At 55.3% G+C, this 15,039-nt stretch carries 12 protein-coding genes; 10 read left to right on the top strand and 2 right to left on the bottom strand.

What is annotated here, in order from left to right:
- Positions 1-3: 3 nt before the first annotated feature.
- Entirely contained in the window at positions 4-1,062 is a 1,059-nt protein-coding gene (locus ABC502_RS13440) for a M28 family peptidase (protein ID WP_345916204.1), read from the bottom strand.
- Between the two features lie 224 nt (positions 1,063-1,286).
- On the opposite strand from ABC502_RS13440, the gene ABC502_RS13445 reads away from it, so the two are divergent.
- Positions 1,287-2,759: a catalase gene (locus ABC502_RS13445; protein WP_345916349.1), complete on the top strand. Its 1,473-nt coding sequence runs from the start codon at positions 1,287-1,289 to the stop codon at positions 2,757-2,759.
- A 121-nt stretch (positions 2,760-2,880) separates the two neighbouring features.
- On the top strand, positions 2,881-3,345 hold the full coding sequence (locus tag ABC502_RS13450) for an ankyrin repeat domain-containing protein (protein WP_330087661.1): 465 nt from the start codon (positions 2,881-2,883) through the stop codon (positions 3,343-3,345).
- A 72-nt stretch (positions 3,346-3,417) separates the two neighbouring features.
- Here the strand turns inward: ABC502_RS13450 and ABC502_RS13455 are convergent, their stop codons facing one another.
- Entirely contained in the window at positions 3,418-4,212 is a 795-nt protein-coding gene (locus tag ABC502_RS13455) for a DUF2884 family protein (RefSeq protein ID WP_345916205.1), read from the bottom strand.
- 285 nt (positions 4,213-4,497) lie between these two features.
- Between ABC502_RS13455 and ABC502_RS13460 the strand changes: the two genes are divergently transcribed.
- The 8 genes from ABC502_RS13460 (at position 4,498) to ABC502_RS13495 (ending at position 15,013) form a co-directional block, all read left to right on the top strand.
- Complete coding sequence (locus tag ABC502_RS13460; protein WP_345916206.1) at positions 4,498-6,312, top strand: assimilatory sulfite reductase (NADPH) flavoprotein subunit; 1,815 nt, start codon at positions 4,498-4,500, stop codon at positions 6,310-6,312.
- A complete protein-coding gene (gene cysI / locus ABC502_RS13465; RefSeq protein WP_345916207.1) occupies positions 6,312-8,030 on the top strand; it encodes an assimilatory sulfite reductase (NADPH) hemoprotein subunit in 1,719 nt (572 codons plus the stop codon). The genes ABC502_RS13460 and cysI overlap by 1 nt, the downstream gene beginning before the upstream one ends.
- A gap of 11 nt (positions 8,031-8,041) precedes the next feature.
- The gene (locus tag ABC502_RS13470; protein WP_345916208.1) at positions 8,042-8,779 is read left to right on the top strand and encodes a phosphoadenylyl-sulfate reductase; all 738 of its coding nucleotides are present in this window, start codon (positions 8,042-8,044) and stop codon (positions 8,777-8,779) included.
- 148 nt (positions 8,780-8,927) lie between these two features.
- Complete coding sequence (locus tag ABC502_RS13475; RefSeq protein ID WP_345916350.1) at positions 8,928-10,127, top strand: mechanosensitive ion channel family protein; 1,200 nt, start codon at positions 8,928-8,930, stop codon at positions 10,125-10,127.
- A 359-nt stretch (positions 10,128-10,486) separates the two neighbouring features.
- Complete coding sequence (locus tag ABC502_RS13480) at positions 10,487-10,786, top strand: DUF3649 domain-containing protein (RefSeq protein WP_345916209.1); 300 nt, start codon at positions 10,487-10,489, stop codon at positions 10,784-10,786.
- A 10-nt stretch (positions 10,787-10,796) separates the two neighbouring features.
- Complete coding sequence (locus ABC502_RS13485; RefSeq protein WP_345916210.1) at positions 10,797-12,404, top strand: PepSY-associated TM helix domain-containing protein; 1,608 nt, start codon at positions 10,797-10,799, stop codon at positions 12,402-12,404.
- Positions 12,401-12,691, top strand: a complete 291-nt coding sequence (locus ABC502_RS13490) for a DUF3325 domain-containing protein (protein ID WP_345916212.1) — start codon at positions 12,401-12,403, stop codon at positions 12,689-12,691. The genes ABC502_RS13485 and ABC502_RS13490 overlap by 4 nt, the downstream gene beginning before the upstream one ends.
- A gap of 174 nt (positions 12,692-12,865) precedes the next feature.
- Positions 12,866-15,013, top strand: a complete 2,148-nt coding sequence (locus tag ABC502_RS13495; protein WP_345916213.1) for a TonB-dependent receptor — start codon at positions 12,866-12,868, stop codon at positions 15,011-15,013.
- Positions 15,014-15,039 lie beyond the last annotated feature (26 nt).

The raw sequence follows: 15,039 nt of genomic DNA on the forward strand, positions 1-15,039 counted from the left end.
GCATTAAAGCGCGGTCAGCTGCTGATCAAGTTTTACAATAAAATCCAGCACGGTTTCCGTAACCGCCTGATAAAAGGCGGCATCGACCCGATCACTGGTATCCCGTGGCGTATGATAATCCGGGTGGTCGGCCACACCAAAATAAATAAAAGGCACACCATGGCGATGAAAAACACCGTGATCCGAGCTGTTCACCCAGTTCTCGGTACGGCCCGCCCGCCACCAGGGCCTGTCGTGCGCCCGCATCAGCCGCACCGAGCTCTGTTGCTGCACCTGATCCAGAATGGGATGCAACCAGGGATGCTGGTAAGTGCCCACCGCAAACAGCTGACGCTCGCTATCCCGGCTTAACATATCCAGATTGACGTTAAAGGCCAGCTGCGAAGGCTTTACCGCCTGATCGCGAAACAGGGCGACCGCGCCCTGCAGGCCTTTTTCTTCGCTATCAAGGGCGATAAAGAGCAGCGGATGCTCCGTCGGATACTGCGCAAAGTAGCGCGCCAGCTCCAGCATGGCAGCTACACCCGAGGCATTGTCGTCGGCACCGTGGAAAATCTGGCCGTCACGCACCCCCAGATGATCGTAATGCGCTGTTATGGCGATGGCTGGCAAGTTGGGTTGTTTGCCCGGCAGACTACCCAGCACATTGGCCGCATTGCTGATGGCTTGGATTTGTCGCTGACGCTGCCGAAAGAGCCCGCTGAATTGAATGTGTTCCTGCACTTCGTACTCGTGCAGATAGCCCTCTAACCCGACTGGCTGCAAGCCAATTTGTTGGTAGTGCTCCAGCAACCAGTGCCGGGTGGCTAAGGCGCCGGGCTGGCCGGACTCACGCCCTTCGCGATCCGGATGCGCCATCCAGCTTAGATCGGCCAGCATACGCTGATGATTGAGCCGCTCAGGCACCGCCTGCGCTGTGACTGGCGCTGATTTTTTTGCCTCTATCCGGGCAGCTTCCCGCTCGGTAAGCCAAGTCTGCCAGGCTGGATAACCCCACTGCTGACCAAGCAGCACCACGGCTCCAAGGCCCAGCGTCAGCAGCCCTGCTTTTAGTCTGTTCATCCTGGCAACCCTTATGTTTTCAAGGGGCTCATCTTACCTGTTTTTTCAGCCAGGCAATACTGGTCCATAAATCACAAAAAGTGATTAACTCAATCTACATTAATCATTTTTTCAAAACAGTTTATCTGCGCTAGTCTATGCCGGCAGGAAGGATCAACCCAAACAAAAAGGTTCGAAAAGCTATGTTTAAGCCTACTATACTTACCATAACCATCAGCGTCAGCATGGCCGCCGTTGCCGATGCGCCCCTTACCCGTGACAACGGCGCTGTGGTCGGTGACAACCAGAACTCCATCACCGCCGGCCCCAATGGCAGCGTGCTGCTGCAGGATGTGCATCTGATCCAAAAATTACAGCGCTTTGCCCGTGAGCGCATTCCTGAGCGGGTGGTGCATGCCCGGGGTACGGGTGCCCATGGCGAATTTGTCGCCAGCAAAGACTTATCGGACCTGACCATGGCTGCGCCTTTTGCCGAGCCCGGCAAGGTCACACCGGTCTTTGTGCGTTTTTCTACCGTGATTCATGGTCTGCACAGCCCGGAAACACTGCGGGATCCCCGTGGCTTTGCCACCAAATTCTATACCGATGCCGGCAACTGGGATCTGGTGGGCAACAACCTGCCCGTCTTCTTTATCCGGGATGCCATCAAGTTTCCGGATATGGTGCACTCCCTGAAACCATCGCCGGTCACCAACTTGCAGGATCCCAATCGCTTTTTTGATTTCTTTTCGCTGGATGGTGGCACCTCCACCCATATGCTGACCTTTGTCTATTCCGATTTAGGCACACCGGCCAGCTACCGCGAGATGGATGGCTTTGGCGTGCATGCTTATAAATTCGTGAACGAACAAGGTGACGTCCATTACGTCAAGTTTAACTGGCGCAGTCAGCAGGGCGTCAACTCTTTGGATCTGGACCAGGTCGCAGCAACCCAGGCGGCAGACTTTAACCACCTGACCCGTGATTTATACCACCACATTGGTGCCGGCAACTACCCGAAGTGGGATCTGTACATTCAGACCCTGCGCCCGGAGCAGCTGAACGATTTTCGCTACCACCCATTGGATGCGACCAAGGTATGGTCAGATATTCCGGAAGTGAAAGTCGGCACCATGACGCTGAACCGGATGCCGGATAATTTCTTCCAGGAAACAGAACAATCGGCCTTTGCCCCGGCCAACCTGATCCCGGGGATTGAGCCATCGGAAGATCGTCTGCTGCAAGGACGTATTTTCTCTTACAGCGATACGCAGCTGTACCGGCTGGGTGCCAACCACCAGCAGTTGCCGATTAACCGCCCGCGGGTTGCCGTCAACAGCAACAATCAGGATGGTGCAGCCAATCATGGCAACACCCGCTCGGATGTGAACTACGAGCCCAGTCGCATCGCGCCTAAACCTTCGGTCACAACCGCCCGGGCCAGCCAAACGCCATTAACAGGCCAGGTGCAACAAATCGCCATCGAGAAGCAGGACAACTTCTTCCAGGCCGGCGAACTGTTCCGCTCGTTCAGTGCTCAGCAGCAAAGCAATTTGATCCGCAATCTGGCGGCCGATCTTGGGCAAGTCCGTGATAGTGACACCAAGCATGCCATGCTGTCGCACTTCTACAAAGCGGACAGCGATTACGGCAGCCGCCTGACAGAAGCTGTCGCAGGGGATTTAAGCCGGGTGCAACAACTGGCGGCCGCCCTGTAAGCCCTGCGCTAAACCACTGGCAGGAGTGGTCAGCTGTTTAACCCCTTAAAGTCCTGCAAAGCTCGTATATCCTTCCTGCACCTGGATGAGCTTTGCAGGCATTTACTTTCAAGGAGTACACATGAACAAGTGGTTGTTATGCCTTGGCCTGCTGCTGGCATTGCCCGGCACTCAGGCTCAGCCCACCAGCCATCAGCTGGACCAGTACTTTTTTGCCGCCGCCCGCCTGGGCGATACCGAGGTGTTGCACACTTTTTTGCAGCATGGCTATCCGGTCAATGCCCGCAATGAGCAAAGCTATACCGCTCTAATGATTGCGACCTATGCCGGCCAATTGCCCGCAGTGCAATTGCTGCTGGAGCACGGCGCTGACCGCTGCATCCGCGATAAGCGTGGCCATACCGCCATGATGGGCGCCGTGGTCAAAGCCGAATGGCGCATCGCCCGTGCACTTTACCGGACAGATTGCGACACCAGCGATGCCGCAGCAGGCGTGACTCTGGACGAGTTTGCCGAAGTTTTTGGCCAGACTGAGCGCTTGGCGGCATTGCGAGCTGAGTTGGGGATTGAGCCTGCCGCTCACTAAAAAAGACGCCTTATCCATTCGGAGTAAGGCGCCAAGGCTGTGGTTGGGAACTGTGTTTTGGCTAAGACTGGTTTAACGGCGATTCACCTGAGCATCCTGTTGAAACAGCGCATAAGGAGCCAGTTGCGGCAGTTCGCTGATCAGACTTTGCTCGAGCAGAGTCAGTTGCTGAATGTGCTCGCATAAGGCATCGCCGCGTTGCTCCAATGCTTCGGCTTTTAAGTTCATGCTGGCTTCCAGCTCTTCGCCGAATTTTTCCATCCGCTGACCAAAGGCTTCCATCCGCTGCTCGAAGTTGCCTTCGCCGCTGAAAAAGGCTTTGCCCAGTTGCCAGAAAATACTGCCCATTGAGCTTTTCACCACCTCTTCAATGGCGGCTTCAAATTCGGGGCCAAAGGCTTCATCCAACGCATCGAGCTGACTGCCGCGGATCACCAGGGTATCGCCTTGCTCAGCAATAATACGGCTTCTGGCGTCATCCACCTGTTGCATCGCGCTCTGCATCGCCTTGTGCTGCGCCAGCGGCCGGCCGGTCAGTTCAGTCAGCACCTGATCGACGGCGCTGTAGGCCAGGTCCATCGCTTCGACCACAATGCGCACTGTGCTTTGGCCTTGCTGATAGACCCCCTCACGGTACTGCATCAGCTGTGCACGCTGCGCCGGGGTGGTTTGCTGCGCTTCTTGCTGCAACCAGAAGTTGCCATCCTGGTCGATGCGCCATAACTCGGTGCTGGCCGAAGACAGTGTCAGCTGCTGCGGCGATAGGGTTAAATCATGCTGCAACTGAAAGTTGCACTGCTGGTGCTGCACCGTGCCGCTGCTCAGAGTGAATGCCAGGGCGGTGGTTAATACGAGGCTGCTCATCATGCTGTTCCTTCTTGTTGGGTGTTGCTGATGCAAATTGCTGTTCAAGTGAATGGACTTTTGCAACCGCAATGCCAACTTTTATCTCATTGTTTTTAATGGTATTTTATATGAACTTCTGATTGAACTATTGGCGCAAATAAGGAAATTGACCAAAAAATAGTCCTTTTGCTAAACCGACATGCCACTTTGTAATTCCATAAAGGAATAAAAAAGAGAGATCTATTCTTTTACGCGCATCCATATAGACGGCTATGCTAGCGGCCTTATCATCGAACAGGTGTCGTTATGCTTTTGTCTTCTCTTGTCGCGCAGGCCAGCCCGTTGTCGGAACAGCAGGTGCAGCAGTTGCAGGGGCTGGTTAGCCAGCTTAATCCCATTCAGCAAGCCTGGGTCAGTGGCTATCTGGCGGCCAGTGCCCAGCTGGCCAGTGGCGCTTTGCCGCAGCAGCCTGCTGCCAGTGCAGCCCCGGCAGCGACCCTGACCATTTTGTATGGCTCCCAGACCGGCAATGCCCGCCATGTCGCCGAGCAACTGGCGGCGCAGGCTAAGGCCAAACAGTGGGCGGTGAACCTGCTGGATATGGCCGATTACAAGGCCAATCAGCTGAAGAACGAGCAATTCCTGACCATCGTTACCTCCACCTACGGTGAGGGTGAGCCGCCAGAGAATGCTGAAGCCTTCTACAAGTTCCTGTTCAGCAAAAAAGCGCCGCAGTTACCGCAACTGAAATACGCCGTGCTTGGCCTGGGTGATACCAGCTACGAATTTTTCTGCAAAACAGCGCAGGATTTTGACCAGCGACTGGCTGAGCTGGGCGCTAAGCCACTGCAAGGCCGGCAGGATCTGGATGTCGATTACGAAAGCGCCGCCAGCAGCTGGAATCAGGCGTTAATTGAGGTGCTTGAGCCGGAGTTTAAAGAAAGTGCGACGCCTGCCAGTGGTGCTCAGGTCATAGCCTGGCCGGGCCAAACCGCCGCCGCTGCCAGCAGCTACAGCAAGCAACAGCCGTTTGCCGCTGAGCTGTACACCAACCAGAAAATCACCGGTCGAGACTCCAGCAAAGACGTGCGCCATATCGAAATCTCGCTGGCAGGCTCGGATCTGAGCTACCAGCCGGGCGATGCGCTCGGCGTCTATTTCGACAATGATCCGGCGCTGGTTCGCGAGCTGCTGCAAATCACCGCCATTGCCAGCAGCACGCCGGTGCGGCTCGGCGAGCAGCGCCTCACCATCGCTGAGGCCTTAACCAGCCAGCTGGAGCTGACCCAGTCCTACCCGGCCTTTGTCGACAAGTACGCCGCCGCCATTGGCAGCGAGGCCTTACAGACCCTTGCCGCGGATAAAACAGCGCTGCGGGATTATCTGGCAGTGCGGCAAATCATCGACATCGTGCGCGAACACCCGGGCATGCCAAGTGCCCAGCAACTGGTGGATGCACTGCGCAAACAACAGCCCCGGCTATATTCGATTGCCTCATCGCAGGCCGAGGTGGAAGACGAAGTGCATTTAACCGTTGGCGTAGTGCGCTACGATGCCTTTGGCAGCACCCACTTAGGCGGCGCGTCCGGCTTTTTGGCTGAGCGGCTGGCCGAAGGCGACCAGGTGCGGGTCTTTGTCGAGAAAAACGACAACTTCCGTTTGCCGGTCAATGACGACACCCCGATCATCATGGTAGGCCCTGGCACCGGCATCGCCCCTTTCCGCGCCTTTTTGCAAGAGCGTGAGCAGCGCGGCGCCAGCGGCGACAACTGGCTGTTCTTTGGCAACCCGCACTTTACCCAGGATTTTTTGTACCAGGTTGAGTTGCAGCGGTACCTGAAACAAGGGCTGCTGAGCCGGTTGGATGTGGCTTTTAGCCGCGATCAGGCCGAGAAAATCTACGTGCAGCACAAGCTGCTAAAACAAGGTAGCGAGGTCTTTGCCTGGCTGGAACGCGGCGCTCACCTGTACATCTGTGGCGATGGCAACCGGATGGCGAAAGATGTGCACCAGGCCCTGCTGGCCATTATTCAGCAGCACGGCGGCAAAAGCCCGGAGCAGGCCGAACAGTATTTAGATGAATTGAAGCAAGCCAAACGTTATCAGAAGGATGTGTATTAATGAGCCAGTATCCGATCAACCCAGCTTTTGTTGCCGAGGGCAAGCTGTCTGATAACGAACGGTTAAAGGCCGACAGCGATCACCTGCGTGGCACCATCACCACCGACTTGCAGGACGAAATCACCGGCGGTTTTAACGGCGATAACTTTATGCTGATCCGTTTTCACGGCATGTACCAGCAGGATGACCGCGATATCCGCGCCGAGCGGGCGGCGCAAAAGCTGGAGCCACTGCACAATGTGATGCTGCGGGCCCGGATGCCGGGCGGTATTATCACCCCGACCCAGTGGCTGGCCATCGACCGCTTTGCCGCCGAGAAAACCATGTACGGCAGTATCCGGCTGACCACCCGCCAGACCTTCCAGTTTCATGGCGTGCTGAAACCCAACATCAAACCGATGCACCAGTTCCTGCATCAGATTGGCATTGACTCCATCGCCACCGCCGGCGACGTCAACCGTAACGTGCTCTGCACTTCCAACCCGGTGCAGTCGGAATTGCATCAGCAGGCCTATCAGTGGGCGGTGAAAATCAGCGAGCATTTGCTGCCAAAAACCCGCGCCTATGCCGAGATCTGGCTGGATGAAGAAAAGGTCGAAACCACCGAGCAGGAACCCATACTGGGCGATACCTACTTACCGCGTAAATTCAAAACCACAGTGGTGATCCCGCCGGACAACGACATCGACGTGCATGCCAACGATCTGAACTTTGTTGCCATTGCCGAAAACGGCCAGCTGGTTGGTTTTAACGTGCTGGTGGGTGGTGGCCTGGCCATGACCTTTGGCGATACCTCGACCTACCCGCGCCGGGCCGATGAACTGGGCTTTATTCCGCTGGAACACACCTTAAAAGTGGCTGAGCATGTGGTGACGGTGCAGCGCGATTACGGCGATCGGGTCAACCGCAAAAATGCCAAAACCAAATACACCCTTGATCGCATCGGGCTGGATAATTTCCGCCGCGAAGTCGAGCAGCGCGTGGGTGTGCCGTTCGAGCCGGTACGGCCCTATACCTTTACCAACCGTGGCGATCGCATTGGCTGGGTCGAAGGCATCGATGGCAAGCACCATTTAACGCTCTTTATTGAAAATGGCCGGGTGCTGGACTTCCCCGGCAAGCCGCTGAAAACCGGCCTGGCCGAGATCGCCAAAGTGCATCAGGGTGATTTCCGGATGACCGCCAATCAGAATCTGATTGTCGCCGGTGTACCAAGCGAGCAAAAAGCCCAGATTGAGCAGTTGGCCAGGAAATACGGCCTGATCGATGATGGCCACAGCGAGCAGCGCAAGAACTCGATGGCCTGTGTCGCCTTCCCCACCTGCCCGCTGGCGATGGCTGAAGCCGAGCGCTATCTGCCAGAGCTGGTGACCAAGGTGGAAGGCCTGCTTGGCAAACACCAACTGGCCGATGAGCATATCGTACTTCGCGTCACTGGCTGCCCTAACGGCTGTGGCCGCGCCATGCTGGCCGAAGCCGGTTTGGTCGGCCGGGCGCCGGGCAAATACAACCTCTATCTGGGCGGCGACCGGGTCGGCAGCCGGGTACCGAAGTTGTATCTGGACAATGTCGGAGAAGCCGAGATTTTAACCGCGCTCGATCAGCTGATTGGCCGCTGGGCCAACGAGCGGCTGGCCGATGAGTGCTTTGGTGACTTTGTGATCCGCGCCGGTGTGGTGGCGGAAGTCAAAGTTTCCAAAACCGATTTTCATGCCTGAGTGAGGCCAGAATGAGCAAATTTCGACAGATCCTGACGCAGGATGAAGCCACCCGGCAGGACTGGCTGGCAGAAATCAACAGCATCCTGACCCCGCTTAGCGCAGCAGAGCGGGTGCGCTGGGCGCTGGCGCATTTGCCGCAGCAACCGATGCTGAGCTCCAGTTTTGGTATTCAGGCGGCGGTGATGCTGCACCTGGTCACACAGCAGCAAGCCGATATCCCGGTGGTGCTGACCGATACCGGCTATTTATTCCCGGAAACCTATCAGTTTATCGATCAGCTGACCGGGCAACTGGGATTAAACCTGAAAGTCTACCGCGCCGCGCTCTCGCCGGCCTGGCAGGAAGCGCGTTACGGCCAGCTATGGCACAGTGCCGAAGGCATTAAGGAGTACAACCGGCTGAACAAAGTGGAACCAATGCAGCGCGCCTTGCGTGAACTCAATGTCGGTTGCTGGTTTACCGGCCTGCGCCGCAGCCAGAGCAGCACCCGGGCCGACAAGCAGGTGGTGGAAATCAGCCGCGGCGTGGTCAAGGTGCAGCCCATCATCGACTGGAGCAATAAGGAGGTGTTCTATTACCTAAAAGAGCACGGCTTAAGCTACCACCCGCTATGGGAGCAAGGCTATTTGTCGGTCGGCGATACCCACTCCACCGTCAAATTTGAGCCCGGTATGAGCGAAGAAGACACCCGCTTTAACGGCTTTGGCCGCGAGTGCGGCCTGCATATCGATGGCGATGGCATCTAGCCATCGCTTATTCAGCACTACATTATCGTCATTTTGTCATTGCCAAGAATCGGTTACACTAGCCACAACTTCCCCTGTTTAACGAGTGGACATGAACGACTGGCTTGCAACCCTGGAACACTGGCGCGAACTCTCGCCCGAGCTCTTTATGGCTGGCAGCTTGCTGCTGCTGGTGCTGTTGTCCTGGCTGGCCAACTGGATTACCAAAAATATTCTGGTACGGGCTGTCTCTAAAGCTTTTAACGCCACTCCTTTTGCCCAACAAGCCTTGCAGCAGGATTTTGGCATCATTGCCCGCCTGGCCAATGTGGTGCCGGCGTTGGTGCTGGCGGCCGGGATCGGCTTGATTGAGGGCTTGCCGCATCTGGTGGTCGAAGTAGTACGCAATGTCAGCAATGCCTTTATTGTGCTGACTATTGCTATGTCGCTCAGCAATGTGCTGACGATGGTCAACAGCCTGTACGAGCGCCGACCCGACTCAAAAACCAAGCCGATTAAAGGCTACATTCAGCTGCTGAAAATCATTGTTTACACCGTTGCCTTTGTGCTGATGGTGGCGATGCTGATTGACCGCTCGCCGCTGATCTTGCTGTCGGGCATGGGCGCCATGATGGCGGTGCTGTTGCTGATTTTTCAGGACACCATTTTATCGGTGGTGGCCAGTGTGCAGATTGCTTCCAACGATGTGATCCGGGTCGGCGACTGGGTCGAAATGCCGCAATTAAACGCCGACGGCGATGTGATTGACATAGCACTGCACACAGTGAAAATCCAGAACTGGGACCGCACCATCACCACCATCCCAACCCGCCGTTTTATGACCGATCCTTTTAAAAACTGGCGCGGCATGCAGCAGTCCGGTGGCCGGCGCATTAAGCGCAGCCTGATGATCGATCAGCAAAGCGTACGCTTTTTAAGCCCGGAAGAACGGGCGCATCTGGATCGGTTCCGGCTGCTGAAAGACTATCTGGCGGAAAAAGACCGCGATATTCAGGCCTGGAACGAAGCTCTGAAAGAGCAGGGCAAAGAGCCGGTCAATACCCGCCGCATTACCAACCTGGGGACTTTTCGCGCCTATGTGCAGCGCTATCTGCAAAGTCATCCGCGGGTGCATCAGGGCATGATCCAGATGGTGCGGCAAATGCCACCGACACCGGATGGCCTGCCACTGGAAGTCTACTGCTTTACCAATACCGTGGCCTGGGTCGAGTACGAAAGCATTCAGGCCGATATTTTCGACCACCTGTTTGCAATTTTGCCAGAGTTTGGCTTGCGGGTCTATCAGCACCCCAGCGGACTGGATTTGCGTCAGCTGCGGATTGAAGGTTTCACAGCCAGCTCAGAGTAAATACTCTGAGCTCTGCTGACTTCGCTGCCGATACTATAGCCAAACCTAGCGATTACATTTTGTATATGCTCACAGCCTTCAGCCGCATCCTGCCAGCAGCAACCAAGAGCAATGTAATGCGAATCAATTGCATTTACATTACAACCAAACTCTGCTAAGTTATCTCCTGTTTTTTCTCTGTAACGTCAATCCGCTTGGTGGGTGATGCTGACTCTGTATGGACCAAGATCAAGCCTTACCATTAGCCATAAATTATGGCCCATGCTATTTGCACAGGATATTGGCTGGAAAGCCATGTTATTAAGCGGCGTCTCATACTTACAGACTGGCATGAATAAAGATTGAGGCAGCACAAAATCATGATGATCGCTTTACTGCACCACACCAAATCAAAGTTGCAGCTGCATGCCGGGCTGATCGCTCGCATACTGGCTGCAACGTTTGGTGGCTATGCGTTGGCGCATACCCTACCGGTTGCATTGATGGCACTGCTGCCTATCGCTGCGGGCGAGGCCGCTTTGGCAGCCATTCAAATGAGCTTCCTGGTGTATCTGTTGGCGGTGTTGTGGTGCTTTGCGGCACGCACTGCGACACACGCCTGGCTTGGCCTGCTGCTGTCTGTACTGGTCAGTGGCCTGACCGCCTGGGCAGTATTGTGAGTAGCGGCCGATGAAAGCAACATTCCGCCACTCGATGAGCTGGTTGCATACCTGGGTAGGATTGCTGCTAGGTTGGCTGTTGTACTTTGTATTTATCACGGGTACCGCCGGTTACTTAGATACCGAAATCGATCGCTGGATGATGCCGGAGGCACCCATCGCAGATTTCTCGGTCGCACCAGAAAAGACACTTGAGCTTTCTATTCGTTACCTTGAACAGCATGCCCCTGATGCCCAACGCTGGTTTAGTAGCCTACCCATTAACCGCAATGATCCTTATCCACGGGTGTTTTGGAGCGGAGCTCAAGGTGAAGGGGTAGCAGCAAGGGGCAGCCAGTTGCTGGATCCGACCACAGGAGCAGCGCTTGAAACCCGCGACACCAGTGGTGGGCAAACCCTGTACCGGATGCACTGGCGTTTGCATTACCTGCCAGCCGAAATGGCCTTCTGGTTGGTTGGCGTAGCCACCATGTTTATGTTGATTGCGCTGATAACCGGGGTGATTATTCACCGCAAAATTTTTGCCGACTTTTTCAGTTTCAGACCTAAAAAAGGGCCGCGTAGCTGGCTGGACGCACACAATATCACCAGTGTATTGAGCCTGCCCTTTCAGTTAATGATTACCTATTCAGGCCTCATCTTTATGATGTTCACCTATATGCCACTGGTGGTTGCCGCCTGGTACGGTACCGGAGCGGAGAGCCGGCAGCAGTTTTTTGATGAGGTATTCAGCCCCTTACCCGCTCAGCAAGCAAGTACAGAGACTGCCTCTATGGTGGCACTGGAGCAGATTGTGCATCAGGCACAGTTGCACTGGCAGGGCGCAGCGCTACGTTCGATCGATATCCAACATCCTTATAACGCCAATAGCCGTATTATTGTGCGTGGTAATCATGCCTCCGGACCTTTGCGTGCTGCAGGCACCCTGGTGTTTGATGGAGTGAGTGGTGAATTGCTGACAGAGCAGCCCGCCCGCATATCTGGCAGCAAAACCTTTCGTGATCTGATGCTGGGCCTGCATGAGGGTCTATTCGCCGGGCCTGTGCTGCGTGCTTTGTATGTCTTTTTTGGCCTGCTTGGCAGCGCCATGATTGCCACTGGCCTGATGTTATGGAGCGTCAAACGGCGTGAGCGGGCCGAAAAATCCCGCCAACAACCTCATTTTGGCCTGCGACTGGTGGAAAAGCTGAATGTCGCCACCGTACTTGGCCTGCCGGTGGCTATTGCGGCTTACTTTTGGGCCAACCGGCTGTTGCCGCTGGAGCTGAGCAACCGCGCTGGCTGGGAGGTACATTCCTTATTTTTGGTGTGGTTACTGCTGTTGATACATGCCAGCCTACGCTCCACCCGGCAAGTGTGGTTGGAGCAAAGCTGGCTGGCGGCCGCTGCCTTTGGGTGCTTGCCTTTGCTAAACGCTCTTACCACCGATCGCCACCTGCTGACCAGCCTGGCTGCCGGGGATTGGGTGTTTGCTGGCTTTGATCTCAGCATGTTGGGGCTTGGTGTGTTATTTGCCTGCTTGGCCGGCTATCTGCAAAGCAAAGCTGTACCGAGCACCAGCACGGCTAGCACACGGCCTGCCGCCAGGCCCAGCAAAGCATGGCCGGAGGCGAAATGAGTTTTTTACTGGTGTTCCTGCTGGCTGTTATTGGCTTTACCGGCCTGGCGTTGTCGCTGGATCGGCATTATCGCCAGGTCTGGCAGTCGTTACCGTCCAAGCAGCAGCGTTGGCGCTGGCGTCTCTGCGGTTGGTTCTGTTTGCTGCTATCCCTTGTTGTTAGCCTTAACCGCAGTAACTGGGATCACGGCTTAGTATTTTGGTTTGCACTGTTAACACTGGCGGCACTGAGTGTGGTGTTGATACTGAGCTACCGGCCCACACTGTTACGAGGCTCAGTAAAGTAGCCACTATGATGCTGTAACGGCCTCTGTAGCCAACCTGGCACAGGCTGCGCGCTCAAATCAAGCTGCTGGTGCCGTTTTTTACTGTACGCGACCGCTTACTGGGCCACTAAGCACGCATTGCAATATGAATAAATATCAACTGACATCCGCTTCATTTTCTGAGGATCTTTATCAATGAACCGCACAAGCTATCTATCGGCCATGACTCTGGCTGTAGTCTCAGGTTTGCCTATGGCTGGTTACACTTTGCAGCAAACAGCGGAGACACAACCGGCAGGCAATGCCGTTGGCGTTGAACGTATTGAGGTACTGGGCCGTGCCCAAACACTGTATCGCCAAACCGAGAGCAGCATTGCCACCCGAACCAACACGCCGATTGATGAAATTCCGCAAAGTGTGCAAGTACTGACAGATGCATTGATGCGTGACCAGGCAGCGCGTCAGATTACCGATTTGTATCGCAGTATTTCCGGGGTAAGCTCCTTTAGCTATTCTGGAGTCACGTTCCGGGGTTTTCGGCAGGATGAAATCCTGTACGATGGCGTACGAGGCGATCCCTTTAATGGTTTTTCGGTGCCACAGTTATTCAACATCGCCCAGGTGCAGATACTGAAAGGCCCAAGCGGCGCTATGTTCGGCAGTGGTGAGCCTGGTGGTGTGATTAACTATGTGACCAAGAAGCCGACTGCACTTGCTGAGCGTTCTATTCAGTTGGGAATTGGCAATGACCACTATCGGCGTGCGGCCATCGAATTAAGCGGCCCCATCACCGAAGACGCCTCACAGCGCTATCGGGCGGCTTACTATTACGACCATGAGCAACCCTTTCGCTTTAATACCGAGCAAACCAACAAAGTACTGGATTTAGGGTATGCCTTTGATCTGGGCCAAACCACCGAAGTGGTACTGCAGTACACCGACTACAGCCAGGACTATCAGGGCGCGCGTTTACGTGGTGTGCCGGTGGATAACAACGGTGATTTTATCACCGATCGTCGCTGGAACCATAATGAAGCCACAGACTTCCAAACCCTGGATGCCAAGGTATACCAGGCCCGTATTGATCACGAGTTCGGTCGCACTTGGCACGCAGATGTCACGGTACGTCATTATGACAATGTCGAGTTGCAAAACTACCACGAGCCCTTTGGTTTGCTGGATGCGAATTTAAACCCAGTGACAGATCCAGCCGACGCGGTGATGAGCGCCCGCCAGTTTCGCAATCAATACCGCGAAAACAGCACCACCAGTGTAACAGCAAATCTTGTCGGTGAATTGCAAACCCCAGGCTTGGAGCACACCCTGCTTATTGGCGGGGAGACGGTTCGCAGCGACAGCTACTTTGTAGGCTCCAATGCCGGCCCTGCGGTGGTCCCGCCGCTCTCCTTGATGGACCCGCAATACGGCGCAACCTCAGGCCCCTACAACACGGATCTTAGCCTGGCTACCCCGACTCTGGGCGACAGTGTTCGCAAGGGAGTGTACCTGCAAGATCAAATTACGCTCACTGAGCGAGCCAATATCTTGCTGAGCATGCGTTACGACCGTTTTGAAGATGAGAGCGGCAGCACACAGTTTTCAGACAGCGATGTGACCTATCGGGTGGGCGGCACTTACCAGTTTGCTCCATGGGTACGGGCTTATGCATTGTATGGTACTGGCTTCGTGCCGCAATCGGCCGGCCGGCAAGATCCATTGATCGGTGGCCCCTTCCCATCGGAGCAATCCACGATTGCGGAATTGGGCGCGCGTTGGTCACTGCTTGATGATGCCATTCGTATCAGTACTGCCAGCTACCAGATTGAGCGTGAGAACATCTTACAAGCTACGGGTGAGATCAGCAGCGATGGTCGGGACGTACTGGGAAATGTTGGTAAAGTCCGGGCGCGGGGGTTCGAGCTGGATGTACTGGGGGATTTAACCGCGCGTTGGGTACTGAATGTCAACTATGCCTACAACGATACCCGGGTGGTGGCAACGGTGCCTGGAGCCGGCATTACCAACGCGGTTGGCGATCGCTTTGTCAATGCACCTTTGCATCAGTTCGGTCTATGGACACGGTATGAGCTGCCGCTGCTGAAATCCTCCATCAGTGGTGGTATCGAGTATGTCAGTGAGCAAATCAGCTTCTCTGGGCAGCGGGTGAAACCGTACACTGTGTATGATCTAAGCTGGCAAACCAGTTATCAGCAGTGGTTATTTCAGCTCAATGTGCAGAACCTGTTTGACAAAACTTATGCTTCCAGTGGTTTTCTTGACCGCACCGGCCACTTCCCTGGCGAACCTCGCCGTATATACGCCAACGCCACCTACCGGTTCTAAGCAAGGGAGTGACAGCCTGGGCTGAA

Source organism: Alkalimonas sp. NCh-2, assembly GCF_039631345.1.
GTDB lineage: Bacteria > Pseudomonadota > Gammaproteobacteria > Enterobacterales > Alteromonadaceae > Alkalimonas > Alkalimonas mucilaginosa.

Excerpts from the sequence above, each read along its gene's own strand:
- ABC502_RS13450 (WP_330087661.1), top strand. The coding sequence starts at position 2,881 with ATGAACAAGTGGTTGTTATGCCTTGGCCTGCTGCTGGCATTGCCCGGC.
- cysI (WP_345916207.1), top strand. The coding sequence starts at position 6,312 with ATGAGCCAGTATCCGATCAACCCAGCTTTTGTTGCCGAGGGCAAGCTG.
- ABC502_RS13495 (WP_345916213.1), top strand. The coding sequence starts at position 12,866 with ATGAACCGCACAAGCTATCTATCGGCCATGACTCTGGCTGTAGTCTCA.
- ABC502_RS13485 (WP_345916210.1), top strand. The coding sequence starts at position 10,797 with ATGAAAGCAACATTCCGCCACTCGATGAGCTGGTTGCATACCTGGGTA.
- ABC502_RS13445 (WP_345916349.1), top strand. The coding sequence starts at position 1,287 with ATGGCCGCCGTTGCCGATGCGCCCCTTACCCGTGACAACGGCGCTGTG.
- ABC502_RS13440 (WP_345916204.1), bottom strand. The coding sequence starts at position 1,062 with ATGAACAGACTAAAAGCAGGGCTGCTGACGCTGGGCCTTGGAGCCGTG.
- ABC502_RS13475 (WP_345916350.1), top strand. The coding sequence starts at position 8,928 with ATGGCTGGCAGCTTGCTGCTGCTGGTGCTGTTGTCCTGGCTGGCCAAC.
- ABC502_RS13490 (WP_345916212.1), top strand. The coding sequence starts at position 12,401 with ATGAGTTTTTTACTGGTGTTCCTGCTGGCTGTTATTGGCTTTACCGGC.
- ABC502_RS13455 (WP_345916205.1), bottom strand. The coding sequence starts at position 4,212 with ATGATGAGCAGCCTCGTATTAACCACCGCCCTGGCATTCACTCTGAGC.
- ABC502_RS13470 (WP_345916208.1), top strand. The coding sequence starts at position 8,042 with ATGAGCAAATTTCGACAGATCCTGACGCAGGATGAAGCCACCCGGCAG.
- ABC502_RS13480 (WP_345916209.1), top strand. The coding sequence starts at position 10,487 with ATGATGATCGCTTTACTGCACCACACCAAATCAAAGTTGCAGCTGCAT.
- ABC502_RS13460 (WP_345916206.1), top strand. The coding sequence starts at position 4,498 with ATGCTTTTGTCTTCTCTTGTCGCGCAGGCCAGCCCGTTGTCGGAACAG.